Annotated in this window: 25 protein-coding genes; 11 read left to right on the forward strand and 14 right to left on the reverse strand. The window is 68.2% G+C overall.

Going from position 1 to position 26743, the window contains the following annotated elements:
• Positions 1-65: 65 nt before the first annotated feature.
• Complete coding sequence (locus IEQ11_RS15135) at positions 66-1067, reverse strand: N-acetylornithine carbamoyltransferase (protein ID WP_191820763.1); 1002 nt, start codon at positions 1065-1067, stop codon at positions 66-68.
• Between the two features lie 421 nt (positions 1068-1488).
• Positions 1489-1962: a hypothetical protein gene (locus IEQ11_RS15140; protein WP_228464421.1), complete on the reverse strand. Its 474-nt coding sequence runs from the start codon at positions 1960-1962 to the stop codon at positions 1489-1491.
• A 313-nt stretch (positions 1963-2275) separates the two neighbouring features.
• Between IEQ11_RS15140 and cysS the strand changes: the two genes are divergently transcribed.
• The 3 genes from cysS to IEQ11_RS15155 are packed head-to-tail and all read left to right on the forward strand — an operon-like array spanning position 2276 to position 5384.
• Positions 2276-3649 (forward strand): cysteine--tRNA ligase, encoded by a 1374-nt coding sequence (gene cysS, locus IEQ11_RS15145; RefSeq protein WP_191820762.1) that lies wholly within the window; start codon positions 2276-2278, stop codon positions 3647-3649.
• On the forward strand, positions 3646-4095 hold the full coding sequence (locus tag IEQ11_RS15150) for a SufE family protein (protein WP_036102697.1): 450 nt from the start codon (positions 3646-3648) through the stop codon (positions 4093-4095). The genes cysS and IEQ11_RS15150 overlap by 4 nt, the downstream gene beginning before the upstream one ends.
• A complete protein-coding gene (locus IEQ11_RS15155; protein ID WP_425494644.1) occupies positions 4092-5384 on the forward strand; it encodes an MFS transporter in 1293 nt (430 codons plus the stop codon). The genes IEQ11_RS15150 and IEQ11_RS15155 overlap by 4 nt, the downstream gene beginning before the upstream one ends.
• Before the next feature lie 125 nt (positions 5385-5509).
• Here IEQ11_RS15155 and IEQ11_RS15160 read toward each other — a convergent pair whose 3' ends face one another.
• The 3 genes from IEQ11_RS15160 to dksA all read right to left on the reverse strand — a co-directional run bounded on the left by IEQ11_RS15160 (position 5510) and on the right by dksA (position 7572).
• Positions 5510-5839, reverse strand: coding sequence for a hypothetical protein (locus IEQ11_RS15160; protein WP_191820761.1), 330 nt, complete (start codon positions 5837-5839; stop codon positions 5510-5512).
• 4 nt (positions 5840-5843) lie between these two features.
• On the reverse strand, positions 5844-6335 hold the full coding sequence (locus tag IEQ11_RS15165) for an Imm30 family immunity protein (protein WP_191820760.1): 492 nt from the start codon (positions 6333-6335) through the stop codon (positions 5844-5846).
• 139 nt (positions 6336-6474) lie between these two features.
• Complete coding sequence (gene dksA / locus IEQ11_RS15170; protein WP_191820759.1) at positions 6475-7572, reverse strand: RNA polymerase-binding protein DksA; 1098 nt, start codon at positions 7570-7572, stop codon at positions 6475-6477.
• 357 nt (positions 7573-7929) lie between these two features.
• On the opposite strand from dksA, the gene yidD reads away from it, so the two are divergent.
• The 3 genes from yidD to IEQ11_RS15185 are packed head-to-tail and all read left to right on the forward strand — an operon-like array spanning position 7930 to position 10411.
• Entirely contained in the window at positions 7930-8205 is a 276-nt protein-coding gene (gene yidD, locus IEQ11_RS15175) for a membrane protein insertion efficiency factor YidD (RefSeq protein WP_057921995.1), read from the forward strand.
• On the forward strand, positions 8190-9521 hold the full coding sequence (locus IEQ11_RS15180) for a dihydroorotase (protein ID WP_036102704.1): 1332 nt from the start codon (positions 8190-8192) through the stop codon (positions 9519-9521). The genes yidD and IEQ11_RS15180 overlap by 16 nt, the downstream gene beginning before the upstream one ends.
• Positions 9518-10411, forward strand: coding sequence for a M23 family metallopeptidase (locus IEQ11_RS15185; RefSeq protein ID WP_191820758.1), 894 nt, complete (start codon positions 9518-9520; stop codon positions 10409-10411). Before IEQ11_RS15180 ends, IEQ11_RS15185 begins: the two co-directional genes overlap by 4 nt.
• A 152-nt stretch (positions 10412-10563) precedes the next feature.
• Here the strand turns inward: IEQ11_RS15185 and IEQ11_RS15190 are convergent, their stop codons facing one another.
• From IEQ11_RS15190 to efp, 8 genes are all read right to left on the reverse strand, one after another.
• A complete protein-coding gene (locus IEQ11_RS15190) occupies positions 10564-11424 on the reverse strand; it encodes a hypothetical protein (RefSeq protein WP_191820757.1) in 861 nt (286 codons plus the stop codon).
• Positions 11421-13187: a sensor domain-containing diguanylate cyclase gene (locus tag IEQ11_RS15195; RefSeq protein ID WP_160329685.1), complete on the reverse strand. Its 1767-nt coding sequence runs from the start codon at positions 13185-13187 to the stop codon at positions 11421-11423. The genes IEQ11_RS15190 and IEQ11_RS15195 overlap by 4 nt, the downstream gene beginning before the upstream one ends.
• Before the next feature lie 315 nt (positions 13188-13502).
• Entirely contained in the window at positions 13503-14438 is a 936-nt protein-coding gene (folE2, locus tag IEQ11_RS15200) for a GTP cyclohydrolase FolE2 (RefSeq protein WP_247024567.1), read from the reverse strand.
• Between the two features lie 89 nt (positions 14439-14527).
• Positions 14528-15286, reverse strand: coding sequence for an isoprenoid biosynthesis enzyme family protein (locus IEQ11_RS15205; RefSeq protein ID WP_057921998.1), 759 nt, complete (start codon positions 15284-15286; stop codon positions 14528-14530).
• On the reverse strand, positions 15268-15966 hold the full coding sequence (locus tag IEQ11_RS15210; RefSeq protein ID WP_191820755.1) for a phosphoglycolate phosphatase: 699 nt from the start codon (positions 15964-15966) through the stop codon (positions 15268-15270). Before IEQ11_RS15210 ends, IEQ11_RS15205 begins: the two co-directional genes overlap by 19 nt.
• Positions 15963-16730, reverse strand: coding sequence for a bifunctional 2-polyprenyl-6-hydroxyphenol methylase/3-demethylubiquinol 3-O-methyltransferase UbiG (gene ubiG / locus IEQ11_RS15215; protein WP_191820754.1), 768 nt, complete (start codon positions 16728-16730; stop codon positions 15963-15965). The genes IEQ11_RS15210 and ubiG overlap by 4 nt, the downstream gene beginning before the upstream one ends.
• Positions 16731-16887: 157 nt before the next feature.
• Positions 16888-18225, reverse strand: coding sequence for a TRZ/ATZ family hydrolase (locus tag IEQ11_RS15220; RefSeq protein ID WP_191820753.1), 1338 nt, complete (start codon positions 18223-18225; stop codon positions 16888-16890).
• Positions 18226-18565: 340 nt separating this feature from the next.
• The gene (gene efp, locus IEQ11_RS15225) at positions 18566-19132 is read right to left on the reverse strand and encodes an elongation factor P (RefSeq protein WP_036102715.1); all 567 of its coding nucleotides are present in this window, start codon (positions 19130-19132) and stop codon (positions 18566-18568) included.
• Between the two features lie 291 nt (positions 19133-19423).
• On the opposite strand from efp, the gene epmB reads away from it, so the two are divergent.
• A complete protein-coding gene (epmB, locus tag IEQ11_RS15230) occupies positions 19424-20449 on the forward strand; it encodes an EF-P beta-lysylation protein EpmB (protein ID WP_191820752.1) in 1026 nt (341 codons plus the stop codon).
• Positions 20450-20631: 182 nt separating this feature from the next.
• Positions 20632-22722, forward strand: coding sequence for an EAL domain-containing response regulator (locus IEQ11_RS15235; protein ID WP_036102719.1), 2091 nt, complete (start codon positions 20632-20634; stop codon positions 22720-22722).
• A gap of 330 nt (positions 22723-23052) precedes the next feature.
• Here the strand turns inward: IEQ11_RS15235 and htpX are convergent, their stop codons facing one another.
• A complete protein-coding gene (htpX, locus tag IEQ11_RS15240; protein ID WP_046657077.1) occupies positions 23053-23973 on the reverse strand; it encodes a protease HtpX in 921 nt (306 codons plus the stop codon).
• Positions 23974-24149: 176 nt separating this feature from the next.
• Between htpX and gluQRS the strand changes: the two genes are divergently transcribed.
• The 3 genes from gluQRS to phaR all read left to right on the forward strand — a co-directional run bounded on the left by gluQRS (position 24150) and on the right by phaR (position 26731).
• Positions 24150-25088 (forward strand): tRNA glutamyl-Q(34) synthetase GluQRS, encoded by a 939-nt coding sequence (gene gluQRS / locus IEQ11_RS15245; protein ID WP_194735059.1) that lies wholly within the window; start codon positions 24150-24152, stop codon positions 25086-25088.
• A 42-nt stretch (positions 25089-25130) separates the two neighbouring features.
• Positions 25131-25871, forward strand: a complete 741-nt coding sequence (phbB, locus tag IEQ11_RS15250) for an acetoacetyl-CoA reductase (RefSeq protein ID WP_036112326.1) — start codon at positions 25131-25133, stop codon at positions 25869-25871.
• Between the two features lie 347 nt (positions 25872-26218).
• The gene (gene phaR / locus IEQ11_RS15255; RefSeq protein ID WP_036112324.1) at positions 26219-26731 is read left to right on the forward strand and encodes a polyhydroxyalkanoate synthesis repressor PhaR; all 513 of its coding nucleotides are present in this window, start codon (positions 26219-26221) and stop codon (positions 26729-26731) included.
• Positions 26732-26743 lie beyond the last annotated feature (12 nt).

Consider the following 26743-nt stretch of genomic DNA (forward strand, 5'->3'; position numbering starts at 1 on the left):
GGGATGGTGGAGAAGCTGGGAGAGGAGCAGTTTTTTACTCGCTCCTCACTCCTCTCCACTCGTTCCTAGATCAATGCAGCCATGATCGCCTTCTGCACATGCAGGCGGTTCTCGGCCTCGTCGATGGCGATGCACTGCGGCGAGTCCATCACGCCGTCGGTGGCCTTGACGTTGCGGCGCAGCGGCAGGCAGTGGCTGAACACGCCGTTGTTGGTCAGCGCCATCTTGGCTTCGTCGACGATGAAGTGCTGGTACTGGTCGCGGATCGGCTTTTCCGGGCCCCAGTTGCCGAAGTACGGCAACGCGCCCCAGCTCTTGGCGTAGACCACGTCGGCGCCGGCGTAGGCGCTTGCGATGTCGTGGCTGACCTTGAGCGAACCGCCGCTCTCGGCGACGTTCTGCTCGGCCCAGCCCATGTAGCGCTCATCGAGGATGTACTCGGGCGTCGGGCACAGCAGGGTCACGTCCATTCCCAACCGCGTGGCGATGGTCAGCGCCGAATTGGCGACCGCGGTGTTGAGCGGCTTGGGGTGATAGGTCCAGGTCAGCACGTACTTCTTGCCGCGCAGGTCGGAGGTGCCGAAGTGCTCCTGCAGGGCCAGCGCATGCGCCAGTTCCTGACATGGATGGGTGATGGTCTCCATGTTGATGACCGGCACCGGCGAGTACTTGGCGAAGCTGGCGAGCACCTTGTCCTGGCGGTCGTTGGCCCAGTCGACGAACTTCGGGAACGCGCGCACGCCGATCAGGTCGACATAGCGGCCGAGCACCCGCGCCACTTCGGCGATGTGCTCCTCGGTGTCGCCGTCCATCACCGTGCCCAGGTCGAACTCGATCGGCCACGCGTCCTTGCCCGGCTGCAACACCACCGCATGCCCGCCGAGCTGGAACGCGCCCAGTTCGAAACTGGTGCGGGTGCGCATCGAAGGGTTGAAGAACACCAGCGCGATCGACTTGCCCTTGAGCTGGTCGCCGAGCTTGCTGCGCTTGAACACGGCGGCCTGCGCCAGCAGCGCGTCGAGGTCGGCGCGCGACCAGTCTTGGGTGTTGAGGAAGTGTTTGGTCATTTTTCGGGAGTCGGGAATGGGGAATCGGGAATGGGAAAATCAACAGCGGGGCAGCGGACAGCGGCGTTGGCTTGGAAGTCGCGAGAGGAAGTGGGTTACGTCGATCCTGCCCTGACGATTCCCGACTCCCCATTCCCGATTCCCGTGGCGAAAAACAAAAAAGCCCAGCGCTAGGCTGGGCTTTTCGTGTGTGCGGCTTGTTACACGAACGACGGCGCGGGCCGTCACCCAGCGGATTGGCAGGGCAACGGTCGACGAGCACGCGAGGTCATTCCCGCCGCCATGTAGGCAGAGGTCAGCACGTCGGCGTCGGCGTAGTTCGGGTTCATGAGGCCGCGAATGCTCGCATGGGCGGGGGCACGGCGCAAGCCGCAAAATCGGGAAACGCGACCTGGGCCGGGGGCCGGATGCGGCCGCGAGCTCAACGCGAGGTGCTGATCGGGGTGATCACCGGGGTCACCGCGACCCGGACCTTGAGCTTGTTGCCCGGGTCCTCGGGCAGGCGCGAGCGGAACCGGCTGCCCTTGTAGACGTAGTCCACGTCGTAAGCGATCGGGCGGCGGAATTCGCGCTCCACCGGCACCGGCTTGCAGTTTTCGCCGGTGCTGGGCTTGGGGTCGCGTTCGCGGCCCAGGGCCTCGCGGACCGCCCCGACCACCCGCGACAGCCGCGAATCGGACTTGTCGGCCGGCTCGGGCTCGCACTGCTGCTCGACCGTGGTCGCGCGCAGGGTCTGGTAGATCGGGGTCACCCGCAGCACCTGGGCGTAATCGAACCGCACGTTCTCGGCCTGCAGCACGGTGGTGTGCGGCTGCGCCGCCACGGGCACCGTCCACAGCGAGGCCGCGGCGCTGACCAGCACCAGGATCGAGACCTGCAGGACGGTTCGGTTCATCGGGCTCGCGGAGTGGATTCGTGAATAAAGTGTAAGAGCAGTGTCCGCTAATGGCCTGAATCCCGCCTTTAGGCCCCGTCCGTCCGGGCCTTGCAAGCACCCCGATCGTGCGTGATTGCGACCGCGCGCTCGGCTTTCGCGCGCGCTTGCGCGGTTTCGGCCGGCCGCGACCGGGGCCTTGATCGGACGTCGGGCGTTGCCGGCCATGGCGAATCGGCCGCCGCGTTGCGCCGATCGGCCGTCGTGGCCGCGCGATCGCGCACGCGGGCCCGCGCGGCCCGCTAGAATGAACCCGACCCCAAGCCGCCTATCCATGAGCCTGCATCTCTATAACAGCCTGTCGCGACAGGTCGAAGCCTTCGTCCCGCTGGATCCGGCACGCCCGACGATGTATGTCTGCGGCCCCACGGTCTACAACTACGTGCATATCGGCAACGCGCGCGGTCCGGTGGTGTTCGGCGTGCTCGCCGACCTGCTGCGGCGACGCTATGGCGCCCTGGCCTACGCGCGCAACATCACCGACGTGGACGACAAGATCAATGCCGCGGCCGCCGAACAGGGTGTGCCGATCGCGGCGATCACCGACCGCTTCGCCGCCGCCTACCGCGAGGACATGGCGGCGCTCGGCGTGCGCGCGCCCGACCTGGAACCGACCGCGACCGGCCATATCGGCCAGATCGTGGAGATGATCGAGCGTTTGATCGACAGCGGTCACGCCTACGAAGCCGCCAACCACGTCCTGTTTTCGATCGGCAGCTATGCCGACTACGGCAAGCTCTCGCGCCGCGACATCGACGACATGCGCGCCGGCGCGCGGGTCGAGGTCGCGCCGTACAAGCGCGATCCGGGCGACTTCGTGTTGTGGAAACCCTCCACCGGCGACCTGCCGGGCTGGGATTCGCCGTGGGGCAGCGGCCGCCCGGGCTGGCACATCGAGTGCTCGGCGATGGCCGCCGCGCACCTGGGCGAGACCATCGACATCCACGCCGGCGGCGTCGACCTGCAGTTCCCGCACCACGAGAACGAGATCGCGCAGAGCGAATGCGCGCACGGCGGCAAGGTGTTCGCGCGCTGGTGGCTGCACAACGGCATGCTCAACTTCGACGGCGGCAAGATGTCGAAGTCGGTCGGCAATATCCAGAAAGTCCACGACCTGGTCGCCGAGCATTCGCCCGAAGCACTGCGCTATGCCCTGCTCTCGGCGCATTACCGGCAACCGCTGGAGTGGTCGGACGGGTTGATCGAGCAGAGCAAGCGCACGCTGGAACGGCTGTACGGCACGCTGCGCGATCTGGCGGGCGTGGATGCGGGCGCGATCGCGATCCCCGACAGCGTCGAGGCCGCGCTCGAGGACGACCTCAATACCCCGCGCGCGTTGGCCGAATTGGCGCGCATCGCCGGCGAAGCGCGCAAGGCGACCGATCCGGCCGAACAGGCGCGGCTCAAGAACGAATTGCTCGGCGCCGGCCTGGCCCTGGGCCTGTTGCAGCAAGACCCCGCCGCCTGGTTCGCCGGCGCCAGCGAAGACGGCGACGACGCCCGTATCCAGGCCCTGGTCGACGAACGCAACCAAGCCAAGAAAGACCGCGACTTCGCCCGCGCCGACGCGATCCGCCAGCAGCTCGCCGACGAAGGCATCCTGCTGGAAGACACGCCGGCCGGCGTGCGCTGGAAGCGTTCGCGATGAGCGAGGTCACGATCACCTCGCCCTTCCCCATCGAAGCCACCGCCGCGCAAGCGCAGGCCGCGATCCGCGAGGAATTCGCATTCTTCGGCGATTGGTCCGAGCGCTATCAGTACCTGATCGACCTCGGCCGCAAATTGCCCGACCTGCCCGCGCAGTGGAAGACCGAGGAGCATCGCCTGCTCGGCTGCCAGTCGATGGTGTGGATCGTGGTCGAAGGCGACGCCGAGCGGTTGACCTTTCACGCGATCAGCGATTCGGCCATCGTCTCGGGCCTGATCTATCTCGCGCTGCGGGTGTATTCGGGCCGCAGCGCGACCGAGATCGTCGCCAGCCCGGCCGACTACATCGCCGACATCGGCCTAGCCAAGCATCTGTCGCCGACCCGCAGCAACGGCCTGGCCGCGCTGCTCGCCTTCATCCGCGAGCAAGCGCAGCGCCGGCTGTGAGCGCCGACGCCTCCAACGACACCGACGGCGCGCCTGCCGCCAACCCGCCTCCGATCAGCGCCCTGCGCCTGCTGCGCAATCCCGGTTTCGCCGGGCTGCTGGTGTACCGGTTGCTGGCGATGCTGTCGTACCAGATCGTCGCGGTCACGGTCGGCTGGCACATCTACGAACTGACCCGCGACCCGTTCGCGCTGGGCCTGATCGGCCTGACCGAGGTCATTCCGTATTTCTGTTTCGCCCTGTTCGCCGGCTACGCGGTCGATCACCTGCCGCGGCGCAAGCTCGGCATGTTCGCCTGCAACGGCTTGCTGGTGACGACGCTGATGCTGGCCGGCGTCGCCAACGGCGTGCTGCCCACCGGAGGCTTCGGCTTCGACACCTTGACCATCTACGTGGCCATCGCGGTCAACGGCGTGGTCCGCGCGTTCCTGTCGCCGGTGTACATGTCGCTGTTCGCGCGGGTGCTCAAGCGCGAGCATTTCGCGCGCGGCGCCGGGGTCAGCAGCGTGGTCATGCAGACCGGGCTGGTGCTGGGGCCGGCGATGGGCGGCGCGCTGATCGCCTGGGGCGGCAAGACCTCGGCCTATCTGGTCGCGGCCGGTTTCGCCCTGGCCGCGGCGATCGCGATTATCACCCTGCGGGTCAGCGAGCCGGCGCCGCAGGCCGAGCGCGCGCCGGTGTTCAAGAGCATCGGCGAAGGCCTGCGCTTCGTGTTCAACAATCAGGTCGTGCTCGGCGCGCAGGCGCTGGACATGTTCTCGGTCTTGTTCGGCGGCGCGGTGGCGCTGCTGCCGGCGTTCATCCACGACGTCCTGCATTACGGGCCCGAAGCGCTCGGCGTGCTGCGCGCGGCGCCGGCCGCGGGCGCGGTGCTGATGGGGCTGTGGCTGGCGCGACGGCCGCCGCAGAAGAACGCCGGCCGCCTGCTGCTGTACGCGGTGGCCGGGTTCGGCCTGTGCATCATCGGCTTCGCCCTGTCGCGCGATTTCTGGCTGTCGGCGGCGATGCTGATGCTGTCGGGCATGTGCGACGGCGTGTCGGTGGTGCTGCGTTCGACCATCCTGCAACTGTCCACGCCCGACGAGATGCGCGGACGGGTGTCGTCGATCAACGGCATCTTCATCGGTTCGTCGAACGAGCTCGGCGCGTTCGAATCGGGCCTGGCGGCCAGGCTGATGGGACTGGTGCCGTCGGTGATCTTCGGCGGCTGCATGACCCTGGCCGTGGTCGGCGCGACCGCGAAGCTGGCGCCGAAGCTGCGGCGGCTGGATTTGCGCGATTTGCAGTAGCGGTGCGGGCCGCGGCTTGATCTAAGCCCTCGGGTGATCGTTCCGCGCCGATCCACGCGCAATCTTTAACTTGCCCACCATCTTCAACTCGCGCGAGCCGCGTCGCCCCAGCGGCGACCCGTGCCTCAGTCGCTGCGCAACCTGACGCGTTCACCATTCGACGCCTGCTTCGGCGCGACCGGTTTGCGCACGGCCGCGGCGACCGCGCCGATCAAGGCGAGCGCGGCGTTGAACGCGCCCGCGGCGAGCGCCACCAGGGCGTCGCCCTGAGTGTTGCCGAAGCTGCGTTCGAGCTGACTCGCCTGCCAGCACAGCATGCCGATCAGCGGCGAGGCGATCAGTCCGCTCAGCAGCACGAACATCGCCGCGCCGGCGAATCGGGTGTAGCCGCGCGACAAGCGCCACAGGCCGAAGTTCAGGCCGATCGCCAGTATCGGCATGGCTATGAGCAACAAGTCTTCATCCATTGAAGGGTCGTCGTTCCGAAGTGGAGGGCGGCATGGCCTGGAGCCGTTCGATGCCGATCCGACACCGTAGCGCAAAGTCCGGATCGGCGGCTATCCGGCGCAGTATCGCGATCTCCTGCTCGCGGATCGCGGGATGAAGCGATGCGAACGAGGCCAGGAAGCGGTCGAAGTGCGGCGGCGAGTTCAATATCCGGGTGTGCAGCAGCTCGCACCACTCCCGCGCCCGCGTCTGCAGCTCGGCCAGATGGCTTGCGAGTGCGCGAAAATACGCTTCGTCGGAAAAACGCTCGACGGCATGGACCACGCCGAAAACGACCTCGTGGAAGTCGCAATCGTCGTCCAGCCGCATCAGCAACGCCGGGATCAGCGCTTCGTCGCGCGACTGGCAGACTTCGGCCAGCAGTTCGTCGAACCGCGCGACGTTGGCCTCGTCGATAAGCCCGAACGCGTTCAGATCCTGGGCTATCTGGGCAGCGGTGCGCATCCTGGTGTCCAGCTTCGAGCCCTCGGCGAACCCGCCAGCGCGAAGGATATCGATCGCGGGCCGGCTTTTGGATCGGACGAAAGCAAAAAGCCCCGCTCACGCGAGGCTTTTTGCTGGATCGGGTCGGTCGAGGCGGGCCTCAGTCGCCCATCTGCTTCTGCAAATGCTCCCAACGCTCCTGCGCGTCGATGGTGCGTTCGGCGGTCAGGCGCGCTTCCAGGCGCTCCAGGCCGATTTCTTCGCCGGTGTCGACGCAGAAACCGTAATCGCCCGAATCCACCCGCTTGAGCGTGCTGTCGATCTTGCTGATCAGCTTGCGATAGCGGTCGCGGGTACGCAGTTCGAGCGAGTTCTCCGTCTCACGCGTCGCGCGTTCGGCTTCGTCGCCGACGTCGCGCACTTCGTCCTTGAGGTTCTCGATGGTCTGCTTGGATTCCTCGACCAGGTCGGTACGCCATTGCAGCAGGCGTTGACGGAAGTACTCGAGCTGCAACGGGCTCATGTACTCCTCGTCGGAGGCCGGCTTGTAACCGTCCGGCACGATCGGACGACCGGTTGCGGGATCGTTCTTGTAGGCCACGACCTTGACCTTGGTCTTGGGCGCGGGCGTCTGCTGGGTCTTGGCCGTAATGGCCACGGCGACCTTGCCGGCCGGGCGCGTGGCCGGGGCGGGGGTCGTTGTCGCGGGCTTGGCCGCGGGTGTCTTGCTGGATACTGGTTGGGTCACTGTGTTCTTGCTTTGGTCGGAGATGATGCTGTCGGCCGGTCCCGCGGAAGCCGCCTTGGCGGGCTTGGTCGGGGCGGGCTGTTTGTCGGCAGGCTTGGCTGCGGGCTTCACAGCTTCGGGCTTTTTCACTTCAACTTTTTTAAGCTCGGGCTTCTTTGTTCCGCTGGCCTTGCTCGCCGTGGGTTTGTTCGCCGCCGCCGGCTTGGACGGCGCGGGCGCCGCCTTCTTCGCCGCGGGCGCCACTGGCTTCTTCGCCGCGGGCGCCGCCGCCGGTTTCTTCACCGCGGCCGCCTTGGCGGGCGCCGGGGTGACTTTCTTCGCCGCCGCCTTGCTCGCCGTGGCCTTGCTGGCCGGGGCCGGCTTGGCCGCCGCCTTCTTCGCCACCGGCTTGGTGGAGACGGCCTTCTTCGGCGCGGGCTTGGCCGCGGGCGTGGCCGCCTTCTTCGCAGCCGGCTTGGCGGTCTTCTTGGCGGCCTTGGCGGCCTTCTTCGCAGGTTTTTTCACTGCCACGAGCGGCTTGTCCTTCTATTCCCTGAGGGCGCCTCCGGATGCGATCCGGAAGCATCGCGGGTCAAGCATGACCCACCCGGCCATCAAATGCACATGCGTTCGATGACCGCAAGTGAAATCCGGCCGATCGCCGGTTTTCGCCCGGTCCGCGCAGCACGGCAGCTTGGCTTCCAAGCCGCTGCGGACCTTCGTCTTGCACTTGCCTTGTTTGGGGAAAGCGCGCTGTTATACCCTGCTGCGACACCTGCGGCAACCACACCGACAACCGGCCGATCGCGGCGTAAAATAGCGGCTGCAACGGGGCTTGCGACATCGAGTCCCCGCACCCGTCACTACCGATGCCGGCATTAAGGAAACGTGATCGACCGCCTGCTCATCGCCCTGCTTCGCGGCTACAAACGCTGGATCAGCCCGCTGCTCGGCCAACGTTGCCGCTTCCATCCGAGCTGTTCGGCTTATTCGATGGAGGCGATCGGGCGCTTTGGCGCGCTCAAGGGCAGCTGGCTCACGCTCAAGCGCCTGGGACGCTGTCATCCTCTGCATCCGGGCGGCTTCGATCCGGTGCCGCCGCTCGATCCATCCGCCGATCCGCCCTCCTCCGAGCCTGGAAACCACTCATGTCATCGACACTGATCGTCAACGCCCGCCTGGTCAACGAAGGGCGCGAATACGACGGCGACCTGCGCATCGAGGACGGCCGCATCGGCCAGATCGGCGCCGGCCTGTCCGCGCGCGGCGGCGAAACCGTGGTCGACGCGCGCGGCCGCCGGCTGCTGCCGGGGATGATCGACGACCAGGTGCATTTCCGCGAACCGGGCCTGGAGTACAAGGCCGACATGGCCACCGAGTCGGCCGCGGCGGTGGCCGGCGGCCTGACCACGTTCATGGACATGCCCAACACCAGCCCGCCGACGCTCGACGCCGCCGCGCTGGAAGACAAGTACCGCCGCGCGGCCGGCCGCGCCTGGGGCAACTTCGGCTTCTACCTGGGCGCCAGCAACGACAACCTCGCCGCGATCCAGTCGCTGGACCCGCGCACCGCGCCGGGGGTGAAGGTGTTCATGGGCGCCTCGACCGGCAACATGCTGGTCGACGATCCGGTCACGCTGGATGCGATCTTCCGCGACGTGCCCACGCCGATCATCACCCATTGCGAAGACACGCCGATGATCGACGCCGAGCTGGCGCGGTACAAGGCGAAGTACGGCGATGATATCCCGGCGCGGTTCCACCCCGACATCCGCTCGCGCGAGGCCTGCAAGAAATCGACCGAGCTGGCGATCTCGCTGGCGCGCAGGCACAACACCCGCCTGCACGTGCTGCACATCAGCACCGCCGACGAACTGGCGCTGTTCCAGGCCGGGCCGATCGAAGGCAAGCGCATCACCGCCGAGACCTGCATCCACTTCCTGCGCTTCGATCGCGAGGATTACGAAACGCTCGGCCATCTGATCAAGTGCAACCCGGCGATCAAGGACCCGGCCGATCGCGAAGCGCTGATCCGCGCGGTCGCCGAGGACGTGATCGACGTGCTCGCCACCGACCACGCGCCGCATACCCTGGAAGAAAAGGCCCGCCCCTACACCTCGGCGCCGAGCGGCCTGCCGCTGGTGCAGTTCGCGCTCAACGCCGCGCTGGAACTGGTCCACGAAGGCCGCCTGACCACCGCCCAGGTGGTCGACAAGTTCGCCCACGCGCCGGCCAAATTGTTCGACGTGGAAAACCGCGGCTTCCTGCGCGAAGGCTATGCCGCCGACCTGGTGCTGATCGACGACACGCCCTACACCGTGCAGCGCGAGGACGTGCTGTCCAAGTGCGGCTGGTCGCCGTTCGAGGGCCGCACCTTCCACAGCCGCATCGCTTCGACCTGGGTCAACGGTGTGCTGGCCTGGGACGGCATGTCCCTGGTCGGCGCGCCCAACGGACAGCGATTGGCGTTCGCGCGATGAGGTTGGGTTTCGCCGCGCTCGCGGCGCTTGCCGCGACGGTGCTGTTGTCGCCGGTGCAGGTCGTGTTTGCGCAGCAGACGTCCGCGGTCGCGGGTTCTACGCCGGCCGATGCGAGAATCGTTTTTCCTTCGGCGGTATCGCAAGGCGGGTTGGTGATCGGCAAGGTGCCGCCCGGCAGCGTGGTGCGTTACGGCGAACGCCAGCTGCGCACCACCGCTTACGGCACCGTCGTGTTCGGCGTGGGCCGCGATGCGACCGGTCCGCTGAGCGTGCAGGTCGAGATCGCGCCGGGCCGCGTGCAGACCGCGAGCATCGCGGTCAGCAAGCGCGACTTCCCGACCGAATACATCAACGGCGTGCCGCCCAAGACGGTCAATCCGCCGCCGGAGATCGCCGCGCGGATCGAACGCGAGCAAGCGCAGGTGGTGGCCGCGCGCGCGCGCGACGACGACCGCGCCGATTTCGCCCAGGCCTTCATCTGGCCGGTGCAGGGCCGCATCAGCGGCCGCTTCGGCAACCAGCGCGTCTACAACGGCCAGAAAGGCTCCGGCCATTCGGGCATGGACATCGCCGCGCCCACCGGCACCGCGATCAAGGCCCCGGCCGCGGGCGTGATCACCTTCGTCGGCCCGGACCTGTACCTGACCGGCGGCACGGTGTTGCTCGATCACGGCCACGGGGTCAGTTCGAACTTCCTGCATATGTCGCGGATCGACGTGAAGGTCGGCGACCGGGTCACGCAGGGCCAGGTGATTGGCGCGGTCGGCGCGACCGGCCGCGCGACCGGGCCGCACCTGCATTGGGGCATGAACTGGTTCGATGTGCGGATCGATCCGCTGCTGATACTGGAACGCGCGCAGGCGACGCAGGCCGGCAAGAACACGCCTTGAGTCGGCGTGTCGGCGGATCGCCGCGGTCGCAATCGCGCAGCGGTTTCGCGGCTGCGCTACCGCTTGAGGCGGTGTGTCGCGGCTGAAGCCCTACACCCAAAACGATAAACCGCTGGCGCTATCGCCTGCCGCAACACCACGCGACCGGCGACTCAGTTCGTCGATTGCGCCGCTTGGAACAACCGCCCCAGCGGCTGCTGCGAAGGCGACAATTCCAGTTCGCGCAAGCGCAGCCATTTCGGGCTCGCCGCGCGCGGCGCCGCGGCCAGCAATCCCGCGCCGCGAGCCAACAGGCCCAGGCGCGAACGCGCCGCGATCAAGGCCTGTTCGAGCGCCGCCGCGTCGATCGGCGCATCGCCTTCGAAATCCGGCACCTCGCGCCGTTCTTCGGGCAGCCACGGCGCGATCTGCGACCACAACGCCGCCCAATCGATCGCCGGAAACGCCAGGGCGCGCGGCGAGGACGGCAGCAACTGCGGCGCCAGCCGCCCACGCGGCTGCACCGGGCTTTCGGCGAAACAGCGGTAGACGAATTCGCTGGCAGTCATCGCCTCCGCGCCGCTGTTGGCGACCCGCAGCAAGGCTTCGTGCAGCACCCGCCGCAACGGCGGCTGCGGCGGCAGTTCGCGTTCGCGCAAGGCCGCGAGCACGCCGAGCGCGCGCAAGGGATCGCCGGCGAAATGCGGCCGACGCAGCGACAGCGCATGCGCGAGCACCGCGATGCGGTCGTTGTCCTGCAAGACCTCGCCCTGCCCGGCCAACGGCCGGCGCGCGTCGACCACGAGCAGGTCGGGCGCGCGCAGGTACTCGTTCAAGCCCGGCTCGGACACCCCGTCGGCGGCGAATTCGAGCACGCAGCCGGCGCGGCCGATCAAGGCGACATGGTCGTAATCGCTGTCGCCGAACCACGCGGTCAACGCCGCCAGATCGCCGCGCCGGCGGATCAGCAGCAGATCGCCGGTGCGCAGTTGCGCGGCGGCGACAACGCCCGATCCGGCGCCATCGGGGGTCACGTCACCACCTCGCGCACGGTGTCCGGGCTGTGCCCGGTGACCCGGTCGCGACCGGCCGACTTGCTCGCGTACAAGGCCGCGTCGGCGCGTTCGAGCAGTTGTTCCGGGGTTTCGCCGGGCAGCAGTTCGGCCACGCCCAGGCTCAGGCTGACCGGCAGCAGGCGGCCATCGATCGACAAGGGGCTGCCGCTGACCGATTCGCGCAGATGCTCGGCGACCCGCACCGCATCGCGCAGGAAGGTGTCGGCCAGCACCACCAGCACTTCGTCGCCGCCGTAGCGGCCGAACAGGTCGTAGGCGCGCAAACGGTTGCGCGTGCGCAGCGAGACGATGCGCAGGGTTTCGTCGCCGACGCGGTGGCCGTGTTCGTCGTTGATGCGCTTGAAGTGATCGATGTCGAAGAACACCACCGACAACGGCCGGCGCGAACGCTGCGCGCTCTCGACCGCCTGACGCAGGCTCTGCGAAATCGCCGCGCGGGTCATCGCCCCGGTCAGGCTGTCGTAGGTGGCCAGGCGGTTGGCGGTGTCGCGGTCGCGACGCAGTTGCTGCAGTTTCGAGGTCAGGCCGAGCAGCAGGCCCAGGCCGCCGAACGCCAGGCCGACCGGGAACGCGTATTCGAGCCAGTGGTACTCCGGCCACCACTGATGGTGCGCGCCGACCAGGGCGACCAGCAGCGACATCAGCGGCAACCACGCCAGCAGCAGGAAATAGGCTTCGCGCTGGCGCCGCCACACCGCGACCGCGGCGCAGTACAGCACCAGCGCGATCACCATCAGCAGGTTGAGGTTGCCGTACAGCGCGCTGTACTTCCAGGTGCGAAACAACGACACCAGCAGCAGGCCGCCGAGCGAGACGCTGAGCCAGTCGAGGATCTGCGCGACCTTCGGCTGGGTCGTGCGCAGGCCGAGGAAGAACACCAGGAAGCGGATGCTCGCCAGCACCGCGGCGGTGTTGAGCACGATGTTGGTGCGGCTGTCGGGCGCGATCTGGTTGAGCCACGGGATCACCCGCATCTCGCCGCCGTCGGCGGTCAGGGTGAGGATCTGCAGCACCAGCGTGAGGCCCAGGTAGGCATAGCCGCGTTCGCGCAGGCCGGCCCAGAAGCCGAACGCGAGCACCGCGACCACGCCCATCGCGGTCAGCACCACGCTGCGCAGGCCGACGTGCAGCATGTCCTCGCGCTGGACCTTGGCCAGCGGCTGGATCAGCACATCCGACGGCAGCACGTCGGTGGCGAGCACGCGCAGGTACAGCGAATCGCCCTTGCGCAGCCCTTGCGGCAAGGGGAACACGATCATCCGGGTGGAATGATTGAAATCGGTGTCGGGGCCGTAGATCGAACGGCGCAGCGGCACGTCGTCGCCGGGACGCCACAGCTCGATCTCGCGCCGGTACGGCCGGTTGATGGTCAGCTGCGGCGAATCGACCGCGGCCACGTCCTCATTGAGGGTGACCCGCCACCACACCGGCTGGCGCTTGGGCGCCCAGATTTCGTGGCCCGACACCGCTTCGAAGCGGCTGTCGAATTCACCGGCGAGCACGCGCGCGGGCACCGGGTCCTGCCCCAGCCGCGCCAGACTCAGCGACGGGGGACGGTAACCGGAGGGATCGTACGGAAGGTGGCCGGTGGGTGCGGTTTGTGCTGCCGATTGAGCCACCGAGGACAGGCTTACGGCCTGCGCCGACGCGATCGCCGCCACCACCCACATTCCCAGCAGAACCAATAGGGTCTGCCAGCCACGACGCCAGGGTTTCCCCATGCCCCTTCCGGTCATTAAGTCTGCTGACCCGAGCATAGCCCAAGGGCCGCGCATTCCGATGGAGGGGGCCGTCACGCTTTCGGTGTTGGGCCTGCGCCTTCGCGCCGGGTTGCGTGCCTTGCCGCATTCGCGCGGCATCGTCGGCTACCGATTCGCATCGCCGATGCGTGGCTTTTCGGCCCATCGCGGACGTTGCACCGAGCCAACCGGCTAACAGTGCAAAGTCGACGTGAGGCGCACGGTTCGGTGCCGGGCATCCCGGCCCGGCCCGCGACTTTGGTTAAAACCGCCGACGCGCAGCGCCGGACGCGCGGATCAGTCGCGCGCGCCCTCGCCGGTGACCCGGGCCACCGCATCGTGTGCGTGCAGGCTTTCGAAGTGCGAGACCTGCGCATCGAAGCGTTCGATGCGCGGATCGCGCGCCAACGCCGCGGCGACACGGCGCGCGGCGTCTTCGCAGAACATCAGGTTCTCGGCGTTGAGGCGGGCGAAGGCCTGCTCGTCCTCGCGCTTGACCGCGGTCTGCACCGGCGTGCCGAGCGCCTGCTCGATCGCGTCGATCAACGCGGTCAGCGGCAGTTCGTCGAAGGCCGGGCGCAACTCGACGCGCACGTCGGCGCGGCTGCGCTGCGCATGCGGGGTCGCGGCCAGGCCGCGCTCGGACGCGAGCCAGTCGCTGACCACCGCGGTCGACAGCGGATGCACCGCGGCGAAGTCGGCGGCGAAGCGTTCGGCGTTGAGCTGGCGCGACAGCGCCGCCGAGGCCGGACAGGTGCTGGAGTATTCGACCGAAAAACGCAGGCCCAGTTGCAGGTGGCCGTCGATCAGCCGTGCGTCGATCTCGACCGGGTAGCGCTTCCAGCCGGCGTTCTGGCTGGCCAGGGCCGGACGCAGCAGCAGTTGTTCGTAGCGCAGGACCACCCGCGCGGCGCTGGAAATGCCGCCCTGGCCGTCGACCAGCCCCTGCAGCACGCGGCGCAGGCCGGCCGGGGTCAGGCTTTCGCTGGCGAACGCGGTCTGCAGTTGCAGGTACATGCGCGACATATGGATGCCGCGCGCGTTGGCGTCGCGCAGATCGACCGACACGTCGACCGAGGCCGCGACCTGGATCGCGCCGCCGTCGGCGCTGGCGATGCGCAGCGGCAGCGCGATGTTCGCCATGCCGACCCAGTCCAGCGGACGCGCGGCGGCGGCGGCGTCGAAGGCGACGTCGGGAAGGGTCGAACGGTGGGGCAGATGAGAAGTAGTCACGGCGACGAAGATGGGGGCGCGTGGGGGGAACGCAACGAAGGCCATTCTACCGGCCGGGGCCGGCGGGCCCCTGCCCGGCCCTGCAACGGTCAGTTGCGGGCGCCGCGCCAGGCCGCCAGCAATGCGGTCCAGGGCGACAGCGGCCGCGCCGCGTCGCCGCGCTGCAGGCGGGTATGCGCCAGCGCGGTCCACAGCCGCCGCGGCACGGTCGCGCCGCCGCGGTCGGGCCATTGCGCCAGCAGATCGCGGCTCCATTCGGCCGCCGCGCCCTCGCCCGGCCGCGCCATCGCGCGCGCGACCACGCTCAGCGGCACCGCCGCGTCGCCTTGCAGCACCAGCCGGGCTTCGAGCAGCGAGGACTGGATCGCCGGCACCGCGGCTTCGGCCAACTGCCCGGGCACCGGTTCGAACAGGGCCGCGTCGATCGCGCCGATCGCCTCGGCCACCGGCAGCAGATGATCGAAGGCTTCGCCGCGATCGCCGGGACGCTCGCGGCTGTCGCGCAGCGCCGGCAGCGCCGCGGCCAAGGCCTGCCACGGCGCGGCCTGACGTTGCAGCGCCAGCCCCAGCGGATGACGTCGGCGCCCCTGGCGCCAGCCTTGCAGTTCTTCCATCCACCAGCCCAGCTTGGCTTCGCCGGGCAAGGCGTCGCTGCCGCCCCAGGCGGCATCGGTGAGTTCCTGCTGCAGCGCCGCCCAGGCCACCGCGGTGGCGCGCTGGCTGCGCGGCACGAACACTTCGGCCACCGACCACTCCGGCCAGCGCGCGCGCCATTTGCCGGCGAAATCGTGCAGCGCCTGCTCGTCCCCGGCGGGCGCCGCGGTCGCGCTCATCGCGTCGCCGGCCATGCGCCCGCCTCGATCAGGTCCGACGGCGCGTCGATCAGGACATCGCCCTGCCACGCGATCGGGTCGTCCTCGGCCAAGCGATACCCCCACAGCGCGACTACCGAGGCCATGCCGGCCCCGCGCGCGGCGAGGATGTCGCGTTCATCGTCGCCGACGTAGACGCAATCGGCCGGATCGATGCCGATCTGTTGCGCGGCGACGGTCAACGGCAGCGGATCGGGCTTGCGCACCGCCAGGGTGTCGCCGCCGATCAGCACCGCGCAACGGGTTTCCCAACCCAGCAGCGGCATCAGCTTGCGCGCCAGGTACTCAGGTTTATTAGTGACGATGCCCCACGGCCGGCCGGCGGCTTCCAGCGCCGCGAGCATCGGTTCGACGCCGTCGAATGGCGCGCCGTGCAGGCCGAGCTCGCGTTCGTACAGATCGAGGAACTGATGCACCCAGCCGTCGCGCTCGCTCGCATCGACATGCGGAAACGCCGCGCCGAGCATCGCCCGCGAACCCTTCGACACGTGCGCGCGCAAGTCGTCGAGCGGCATCGGTGCGAGCCCGTGCTGCGCGCGCATGAGGTTGGCGACCGCGAGCATGTCCGGCGCGCTGTCGAGCAAGGTGCCGTCCAGGTCGAACAGCACCGCCTTGGGGAACGCCTGCGTCGCTTGAGCCGCTACCGCCGCGCTCATGCGCTGAGTTCCGGCTTGAACGCGCAGGCCAGGTAATTGATCTCAGTGCGCGAGGTGATCCGCGCGGTGTTTCGCCACGGCTCGTACATCAGCCCGCTGACGTCTTCCAGCTGCAGACCGTTGTCGCGCAGCCAGCCGGCCAGCTCGGACGGCTTGATGAAGTCGCGGTATTGATGCGTCCCCTTCGGCACCAGCCGGGTCAGGTACTCGGCGCCGACGATCGCCAGCGCGAACGCGGCCGGGGTGCGATTGAGGGTCGACACGAACAGGCGTCCGCCGGGCTTGAGCAGGCTCGCGCAGGCGCGCACGATCGCGGCCGGGTCGGGCACGTGTTCGAGCATTTCCATGCACGTGATCGCATCGAAACTTTCCGGCCGCTCTTGCGCCAACGATTCGACCGACTGCAGCCGGTAATCCACCGCCACGCCGGTTTCGAGCCGATGCAGCTTGGCGACCTTGATCAGCTCGGGCGCCAGATCGATCGCGCTGACCTGCGCGCCGGCGCCGGCCAGCGCCTCGCTGAGCAGCCCGCCGCCGCAGCCGACGTCGAGCACCTGCGCGTCGCGCAACGCCGCGCGCTGGGCGACGTAGTCCAGGCGCACCGGATTGAGCGCGTGCAGCGGCTTTTGCGGACCTTGCGGGTCCCACCAGCGGTTGGCCAGGGCGCCGAACTTGTCGAGTTCGGCCTGGCTGAAATTGTCGTGGCTCGCGCCGGTGCCGGACGAATCGCCGGAGGAAGTCGATGCGTTGCTGGCTGCGCTCATGAGTCCTGCTCGTGGTGTCCGTCGAGCGCCTGCGCACGGGTCGCGCAAGGCGTCGAGGTGGGGCCGATAGTGTGAGGCAAGCGCATCGGCAGCGGTGTTAACGCGACGCGATGACGCGGCGCGATACGTGTAATGCGTCGTGTTTCTCGGCGCGCGTTCAACGCTTGATCGCGGCGATCCGCTCGCGCCACTGGCGTGCGTTGGCGATCAGCGCCGCGGTGTCCATGTCGACCAGCCGGCGCTCGCGCAGCTTGGCGCGGCCGGCGATCCACACGTCGCCGACCTGATGCCGGCCGGTCGCGTAGATCAGCTGCGAGACCACGTGATGCACCGGCTGGGTCTCGATCTGGCCCAGGTCGACGCAGACCAGATCGGCCTGCTTGCCGATCTCGATCGAACCGACCTTGGCGTCGAAGCCCAGCGCCTTGGCGCCGCCCAGGGTCGCCGCGCGCAGCGAGGCGAACGCGTCCAGCGCCGAGGCGTCGTCGGCGACGGCCTTGGCCAGGATCGCCGCGGTGCGGGTCTCGCCGAACATGTCCAGGTCGTTGTTGCTGGCGCAGCCGTCGGTGCCGATCGCCAGGTTGACCCCGGCGTGGTGCAGCTTGCAGGCCGGGCAGAAGCCCGAGGCCAGCTTGAGGTTGGATTCGGGGCAATGCACCACGCTCACGCCGCGCTCGGCGCAAAGGGCGATCTCCGCGTCGGTGAGCTGGGTCATGTGGACCGCGATCAGGCGGTCGGTGACCAGGCCCAGCCGGTCCAGCCGCGCCAGCGGGCGCTGGCCGTGCTGCTTGATCGAGTCGGCGATTTCCTGCGCGGTCTCGTGGGTGTGCAGATGCACCGGCAGGTCGAGCTGATCGGCCAGCATGCGCACGCGTTCGAAATTGGCGTCGCTGACCGTGTACGGCGCATGCGGCGCGAACGCGGTCGCGACCAGCGCGTCGTCGCGCCACAGGTCGTGGACCTCGCCGGCGCGGTCGAAGTATTCGTCGGAGGTCTTGGCCCAGGCGGTCGGGAAATCGATCACCGGCAGGCCGACCCGGGCGCGGAAGCCGTGGCGCTTGTAGACCGCGGCCTGCACGTCGGGGAAGAAGTAGTTTTCGTTGGCGCAGGTGGTGCCGCCGCGCAGCATCTCGGCGATCGCCAGGGTGATGCCGTCCTCGACGAACTGCGGCCCGATCACCGCCGCCTCGACCGGCCAGATATGGCCTTGCAGCCATTCCATCAGCGGCAGATCGTCGGCGATCCCGCGCAGCAGGGTCATCGGGTTGTGGGTGTGGGCGTTGACCAGGCCCGGGATCAGCGCCGACTCGGGGCGGCTGACGGTTTCCGCGGCGGCGTAGCGCTCGCGCGCGTCGGCGATCGGCAGGATGTCGACGATGACGCCGGCCTTGACCGCGACGGCGTGGTCTTCGAGCACGACCGCATGCGGTTGGACCGGTACCACCCAGCCTGCTTCGATCAACAGGTCGCAAGGAACAGGGGCGTTCTCGGTCATCATGCGCGTCTCGATGCGGGTGTAAGAGAAGCCCGGCGCGTGGCGCGGGCGAACCGGCGATCAAGCTGGCATGCGCCGGTTACTGCTGGGCGACGCCGGGAGTGTGGTTCGCGGCGGCGCGGGTAAAACCAGTGGTTCGAAGAAGCGAAAGGCATTGCGTCGGGTCTGCGCGTTTCGCGCTCGCCCGGCCCGGCCCGGGCTGGTCGCCCGGGCGTTCGCGCAAGCGCGAGCCGGTGGCTCGCAAGCGCTTGCGCTCACCCCCCGCTTTCGCGGGGATGACGCATCGGCAAAGCCGTGGCCGCCTTGGGCGGCCACGGGCCGACACGCCATCAACAGCAGGTCACTTCACCCGGCTGACGTACTCGCCCGAACGGGTGTCGACCTTGATGATCTCGTCCTGGCCGACGAACAGCGGCACGCGCACGACCGCGCCGGTTTCCAGGGTCGCCGGCTTGCCGCCGCCGCCCGAGGTATCGCCGCGCACGCCCGGGTCGGTCTCGGTGATCTTGAGCTCGACGAAGTTCGGCGGCTGGACCGCGATCGGCACGCCGTTCCACAGCGTCACCACGCACTCTTCCTCGCCCTTGAGCCACTTCTCCGCGCCGCCCATGCCGGCCTTGTCGGACTGGACCTGCTCGAACGATTCCTGGTTCATGAAATGCCAGTACTCGCCGTCGGAGTACAGGTACTGCATGTCGGTGTCGACCACGTCGGCCTGCTCGACGTTGTCGGTGGCCTTCATGGTCATTTCGACCACGCGGCCGGACTTGATGCTGCGGTACTTGATGCGGGTGAACGCCTGGCCCTTGCCCGGCTTGACGTACTCAGTCTCGGTGATGATGCACGGGTCGTTGTTGACCAGGATCTTCTGTCCGGTCTTGACGTCGTTCATGCCTAGGCTGGCCATGCTGAAACTCCTGCGAAATGAAAGTATTGAGGCGATGAGGGTGCCGGTGGTCCGCGACCGTGGGGTCCGCAGGCTGCCGCTGGCCGTCGTGGCGGCGCCGCCCGGACCGGCCTGCGGCTGCGCGACGGGGTCCGTGGAGCGCCGGGGTCGGGCTCGCCCGGACCGCCGGATCGGCGACGGAAGGCTAGAATGTCGGGCTGCGCCGGCCCCGTCCGCAGCGGTACTCCGCGTGGTCGGGACCCGGGCGCCGGAACCCATGACGGCATTCGGAACCCTGAAGGCTAGCCCTGCATGATACCTGCTGCACCACTCGCCTTACACCCGGCCCCCACGGCCGCCACGCCCGCGCGCTGGCAGGCGCTGTGGCGCGACGCGATCCGCGACCCGCGCGAGCTGCTGGCCCTGCTCGGCCTGGACGGCGCCGGCCTAGCGATCAGCGACGCGGCCGCGGCCCAGTTCCCGCTGCGGGTGCCGCGCGGCTTCGTCGCGCGCATGCGCCACGGCGACCCGAACGACCCGCTGCTGCGCCAGGTCCTGCCGCTGGACGACGAGATGCGGCCGATGCCGGGCTTCAGCCTGGACGCGGTCGGCGACGGCGCGGCCAAGGCCGGCGCCGGGGTCATCCGCAAATACCGCGGCCGCGCCCTGCTGATCGCGACCGGCAGCTGCGCGGTCCATTGCCGCTACTGCTTCCGCCGTCACTTTCCCTATGCCGAGGAAACTGCCGCCGCGGCCGGCTGGCGCGAGGCGGTGGCGGCGATCGCCGCCGATCCGGACATCGACGAGGTGATCCTGTCGGGCGGCGACCCGTGGTCGCTGGCCACGCCGAAGCTGGCCGAACTCAGCCACGCCCTGGCCCAGGTCGGGCACATCAAGCGCCTGCGCATCCACACCCGCCTGCCGGTGGTGCTGCCCGAGCGGGTCGATGCCGCCCTGACCCAATGGCTGCGCGCCCTGCCGTGGCCGGTGGCGATCGTGCTGCATGCCAATCACGCCAACGAATTCGACGCCGACGTCGACGCCGCGATGCAGCGCCTGCGCGCAAGCGGCGCCACCTTGCTCAATCAGGCGGTACTGCTGCGCGGGGTCAACGACAGCCTCGAGGCGCTGGCCGCGCTGAGCGAGCGCAGTTACGCCGCCGGCGTGCTGCCCTACTACCTGCATCAACTCGATCGCGTGCAGGGCTCGGCCCATTTCGAAATCGGCGACGACGCCGCGCGCGAGCTGCATCGCCGGCTCGCCGCGCGCGTTTCCGGCTACCTCGTGCCCAAGCTGGTGCGAGAAGTGGCAGGCGACCCGGGCAAGCGACCGTTGTAAGGTTGTAATCTGTCGGGGGTTTGATTGGGGGCGTGGTCCGATGACCGCACGCGGGCGCAAGCACATGCGCCGGCAAAGCGCATCGGCCGCGTGATCGAACCCAACAACGGGTCACACATTTTCGTCCTTACATGGACGAGGCCGGCGCTTCGTGTCATAAAACCGGCCCACGGAGGTGGTCAATGCAATTCGGCAAAGACATGGTGTTGCGCTTGCTGATCGTCGACGACAGCGTCGAGGCGGCCGAAGCCATCGTCAGCGCGTTGCGCAACAGCGGCATCGCGGTGCGGCCGACCCGGCCGGAAAACGAACAGGAACTGACCGCGCTGATCCTGCAGCATCCGCCGGATCTGGTGCTGGCCGCGCGCAATTCGCGCAACGTCTCGATGCACAAGCTGATGCAGAGCGTCGACGCCAGCGGCAAGGACCTGCCGGTGCTGGTGCTGATGGAGACCGTCGACGAAGCCGCCTTGCTCGCGGTGATGGAGATCGGCGCGCGCGGCGTGGTCCTGCGCTCCAACATCGTGCATCTGCAGAACGTGGTCCGCGCCGAATGGGCCGACCTGGAAGCGCGCCGCTCGCTGCGCCGCCTGGAAGCCCAGGTGCGCGAGACCGAGCGCCGCTGCGACGCGCTGATCGATTCCTCGCGCGATCCGATCGCCTACATCCACGAGGGCATGCACATCCGCGCCAATGCCGCGTACCTGGAGATCTTCGGCTTCGAATCGTTCGAGGACATCGAGGGCATGTCCCTGCTCGATCTGGTCGCGCCCGGCCAGGTCGACGGCTTCAAGCAATTGCTCAAGCAGCTCAGCAAGGGCGACGCGCCGCCGCCGAGCTACGAGACCCAGGCCCGCGCGCTCGACGGCAACGCCTTCCCGGCGGTCATGGAATTCACCGCGGCCACCTATGAAGGCGAGCAATGCCTGCAGGTGGTGCTGCGCCGTCAGGAGATCGATCCGGAACTGGCGCGCGAAGTCGAAGCGATGCGCCAGCGCGATCAGGTCACCGGCCTGTTCAACCGCGCGACCTTCCTGCGCTCGCTCGAGGACGCGGTCGCCGATGCGGCGCAGAACTCGGCCCATCACGGCCTGCTGCTGATCGAGCCCGACCATTACAACCAGTTGCTGCAGGAAATCGGCCTGGACCAGGCCGACCAGCTGATCAAGGCCTGCGGCGAGCGCCTGCGCGAGGCGATCGGCCCGGACGACGTGGCCGCGCGCTTCGGCGAGCACCAGTTCGCGGTGCTGACCCTGCACAGCGATCACTCCCATACCTCCGAGCTGGCCGACAAGCTGCGCGAAGCCTTCGCAGGACGCGTGCTGGAAACCGACCACCTCTCGCTCAGCGCCACCGCCAGCGTCGGCGGCGTGCAGATCGGCGAGAAGATCGCCAGCGTCACCGCGGTGCTGGGCAAGGCCAGCCAGTGCCTGCAGTCGGCCAGCGACATCGGCGGCAACCGCACCGAACTGTTCGATCCCGGCGCGGTCGATCGCGCCGAGGAAGAGCGCATCGCCGCCTGGGTCGCGCGCATCCGCGACGCGCTCGACGCCGACCGCTTCGTGATGAACTACCAGCCGCTGATCAACCTGCACGGCGAGCCGATCGAGATGTACGAGGCCTACCTGCGCATGCAGAGCCTGGGCCCGGACGACAGCAGCGAACTGGTGCAGCCGCTGTCGTTCCTGCAGATCGCCGAGGAGCACGGCCTGCTGTGGGAAATCGACCGCTGGGTGGTGGGCAAGGCGATCCAGGTGATCGGCGAGCGCATGCGCCAGGGCCGCCAGACCACCTTGCTGGTCAAGATCACCCAGGCCTCGCTGCAGGACGAAAGCCTGCAGCAGCACATCGTCGAGCAACTGGCCAAGCACGGCGCCGACGGCAAGCTGCTGGTGCTGCAACTGTCCGAATCCAAGGTGTTCACCAACCTGCGCGCGGCGCAGGAGTTCCAGTCGCGGGTCTACCACTACGGCGTGCGCGTCGGCCTGGAGCAGTTCGGCGCCGGCCTGAACTCGTTCCAGTTGCTGACCCACTTCGATGCGGCCTTCCTCAAGATCGACCGCAGCTACATGGAAGACCTGACCTCCAACCCCGACCATCAGCAGCGCGTGCGCGAGATCGCCGAAAAGGCCCGCGAGCTGGGCCGCCAGACCGTGGCCGAATTCGTCCAGGACGCGGCCAGCATGAGCCTGCTGTTCGCCGCCGGCATCGACTACGCCCAGGGCCACTTCCTGGCCGCGGCGGGGCCGGAGATGGATTACGACTTCCAGTAGAGCCGGGATTCGGGATTGGGGATTCGGGATTCGGGGGTAAAGCCGGGAATCGGGAATCGGGAATCGGGAATCGGGAAAGCCTAAAACCTCGGCAACAAAAAACCCGCCATCTGGCGGGTTTTTCGTATCCGCTTCGCGAGCCGCGTTTGCGACTGTAGGAGCGGCGCGAGCCGCGACCGCGAATCCACGCCGACGACGCAACTGTAAATTCGCGGTCGCGGCTCGCGCCGCTCCTACAGCTTGAAACGAAACAGCTTCGCATCTGCCCTACCCTCGCTGTTCCCCCCTTTGAAAAAAGGGGGGCCAGGGGGATTTGCTTTTGCTCCTGCCTCAACGCGTAACCACACGCCCCGAGCCACGCACCGGCTCATCGACCGCACTCTGCAACGCCGCGATACGCTCCTCCAACGGCGGATGGCTGCGCATCAGGCGCGACAGACCATGCCCGACCGCGCCGCTGATACCGAACGCCTGCACCTGCTTGGGCAAGGTGCTTTCGCCATAGGTCTGGGCCAGACGCTTCAGCGCCGCGATCATCTTCGGCCGGCCGGCCAGACGCGCGCCGCCCGCATCGGCGCGGAACTCGCGATAACGCGAGAACGCCATCGCGATCATGCTCGCGAGCAGGCCGAACACGATGTCGAGCACGAACACGGTCACGAAGTAGAACAAGCCCGGGCCGCGCGATTCGCGGCCGCCGCTCATCATCGCGTCGATCCAGCCGCCGACCACGCGCGCGGCGACCAGCACGAAGGTGTTGAGCACGCCCTGGATCAGCGCCATGGTCACCATGTCGCCGTTAGCGACGTGGCTGACCTCGTGGGCGAGCACCGCCTCGGCCTCGTCCCGGGTCATCGCGCGCAGCAGCCCGGTCGACACCGCGACCAGCGAGTTGTTGCGATTGGCGCCGGTGGCGAAGGCGTTGATTTCCGGCGCGTCGTAGATCGCGACCTCGGGCATGCCGATGCCGGCGGCCTGCGCCTGCGCGCGCACGGTCGCGAGCAGCCATTGCTCGTCGGCGTTGCGCGGTTGGGTGATGACGTAGGCGCCGGTGGTGCGCTTGGCGATCCACTTGGAGCTCAGCAGCGAAATCAGCGAGCCGCCGAAACCGAACACCGCGGCCATCACCAGGATCGCGCCGTTGTTGCCCAGGCGGATGCCGAAAACGTTCTGCAGCACCGACATCACGATGCCGAGCAGGATCAGCACGGCCAGATTGGTGGCGAGGAAAAGCGCTATGCGTTTGAACATGGTCGTGGCTTGCTTGTCGTGCCGCGCACCGCGCGCGGCTTCAGGCGAACCTCCGTGTCCGGTTTTCGTGTCCAGTGGCGGCGTATTCGCCGCGTCGTCAGCTGTAAATGTGGCGAAGCGGCCGTTAATTCAACGAGAATCGCCACCACCCACACCGCCGCCCGAGCCTTCGTTCATTGTCCGGACATGCTGCCGCCGCCATCCGCCGCTACCGCGGCCGTTTCGCGCCCTCGCCGACCGGCGATCTGCACGCCGGCTCGCTGCTGGCCGCGTTCGGCAGTTGGCTGCTGGCGCGCCACCACGGCGGCGACTGGCTGGTGCGTATCGAAGACCTCGATCCGCCGCGCGAAGTTCCGGGCGCGGCTGAACGGCAGCTGCGCGCGCTGGCCGCGTTCGGCCTGGACAGCGACGAAACCGTGGTCCGGCAAAGCCAGCGTCACGCGCTGTACCAGCACGCCCTCGACCGTCTGATCGACCAAGGCCGCGCCTTCGTCTGCCGTTGCAGCCGCAGCGACCTGGCCGCGGTCGGCGGCATCCATCGCCGCTGCGTGACCTCGTCGGCCGAGCACAAATCCGCCGCGCCGCAGGCCGCGATCCGGCTGCGCGTGAACGACGGCGACATCGTCGCCTTCAATGATGCGATCCAAGGCCCGCAAGCGCAGGACCTCGCCCGCGAGGTCGGCGATTTCGTGCTGCGCCGCGCCGACGGTTACTGGGCCTACCAACTCGCGGTGGTGGTCGACGACGCCGATCAGGGCATCACCGACGTGGTCCGCGGCGCCGACCTGCTCGATTCGACCGGCCGCCAGATCCTGCTGCAACGCGCGCTCGGCCTGCCGACGCCGGCCTACGCGCATTTGCCGCTGCTGCTCGACGCGCACGGCCGCAAGCTGTCCAAGTCCGATGCCGCGCGGCCGCTCGACCCGGCCGACCCGCTGCCCGCGCTGCGCGCCGCCTGGCGGGCGCTGGGCCAGTCGACGCAGGCGCTCGATGCGGTGGCGAGTGTCACCGAAGCATTGGATGCCGCACGTGTTTCGTTCAATCCGGCACAGATTCCGAACCACGTTTCCGGTCTCGCCGCGATGCACAACGATCCTGGCGCAAATGCTGTCTAGAATCGGGCCGAGACCGCCCCCCGCGGTCAAGGAGAGCTCAGCATGCAGTCACGCGTTGCACTCGTCACCGGCGGTACCGGTGGCATCGGCACCTCGATCGTCAAGCGCCTGGCCCAGATGGGGCATAAGGTCGCGACCAACTATCGGGACGAAGCCAAGGGGCGCGCCTGGCAGGCGCAGTTGAAGGAACAGGGCATCGACGTGACCATCGCCCACGGCGACGTGTCCTCGGCCGAACACGCGCAAACGCTGATCCGCGATATCGAACGCCAGCTCGGCCCGGTCGACATCCTGGTCAACAACGCCGGCATCACCCGCGACTCCACTTTCCACCGCATGACCTCCGATCAGTGGAGCGACGTCATCGGCACCAACCTCAATTCCTGCTTCAACGTCACCCGTCCGGTGATCGAGGGCATGCGCGAGCGCAAGTGGGGCCGGATCGTGCAGATCAGCTCGATCAACGGTCAGAAAGGCCAGTACGGCCAGGCCAACTACGCCGCGGCCAAGGCCGGCATGCACGGCTTCACCATTTCGCTGGCGCAGGAAAACGCCAAGTTCGGGATCACCGTCAACACCGTGTCGCCGGGCTATATCGCCACCGACATGGTCATGGCCGTGCCCGAGGACGTGCGCAACAAGATCGTCGCCCAGATCCCGACCGGACGCCTGGGCACGCCGGAGGAAATCGCCTACGCGGTGAGCTTCTTCGTACCCGACGAAGCCGGCTGGATCACCGGCGCCAACCTGTCCGCCAACGGCGGCCAGTACATGGGCTGGTAAACCCGGCACGCGTCGCGCCGGAGGCCCTGTTCAGGTCTCCGGCGTTCGCGCATCGGCGTGCGCGATCAGCCGCGCGGCCGCATCCGACACTGACCGGTTCACGCTCCGACCACGCCCTCGCCGCCGCTTCCGCGGCGCGCTCCGCTCGCGCCGCGCGCTTGGATCACCCGCGCTTTTCCGCTGATTTTTCGCGATATCGCGTGTTCGCCGGCGCTCGCGCCGGATCGCTTCGTGCACTGCCGCCGGACGCGCGCGGCACGGCGCCCGCGTCCGGCGACACGCCCCAGTTGCAAGGCCTCACGGCCTGCGCCATGCTGCAAGGCACCACGTTTTAGAGCCAAAGCTCCATGGCCTCGACCCGCATCATCAAGAAGTACCCGAACCGTCGTCTCTACGACACCGAGATCTCCAGCTACATCACCATCGAGGACGTACGCCAGCTCATCGTCGACGGCGAGGAGTTCGAAGTTCGCGATGCGCGCTCCGGCGACGACCTCACCCGTCAGGTGCTTCTGCAGATCATCGCCGAGCACGAACAGGACGGCGAACCGGTGCTCTCGACCCAGTTGCTCAGCCAGATCATCCGTTTCTACGGCGACTCGCTGCAGGGCTTCATGGGCAACTACCTGGAACGCTCGATGCAGGTCTTTCTCGACCAGCAACAGCAGTTCCGCAACCAGATGGGCGGCATGCTCGGACAGACTCCGTGGGCGATGATGAATCAGCTCACCGAGCGCAACATGACCCTGTGGAAGGAATTCCAGCAGAACCTGTCCGGCAGCGTGGGCCAGCCGACCACGCCCAAGCCCAAGAGCGACAAGCGCGAACCGGACAAGCGCGAGCCCGACAAGCGCGGTTGACCCGCGCTTTTT

This window comes from Lysobacter capsici, assembly GCF_014779555.2.
Classification (GTDB): domain Bacteria; phylum Pseudomonadota; class Gammaproteobacteria; order Xanthomonadales; family Xanthomonadaceae; genus Lysobacter; species Lysobacter capsici.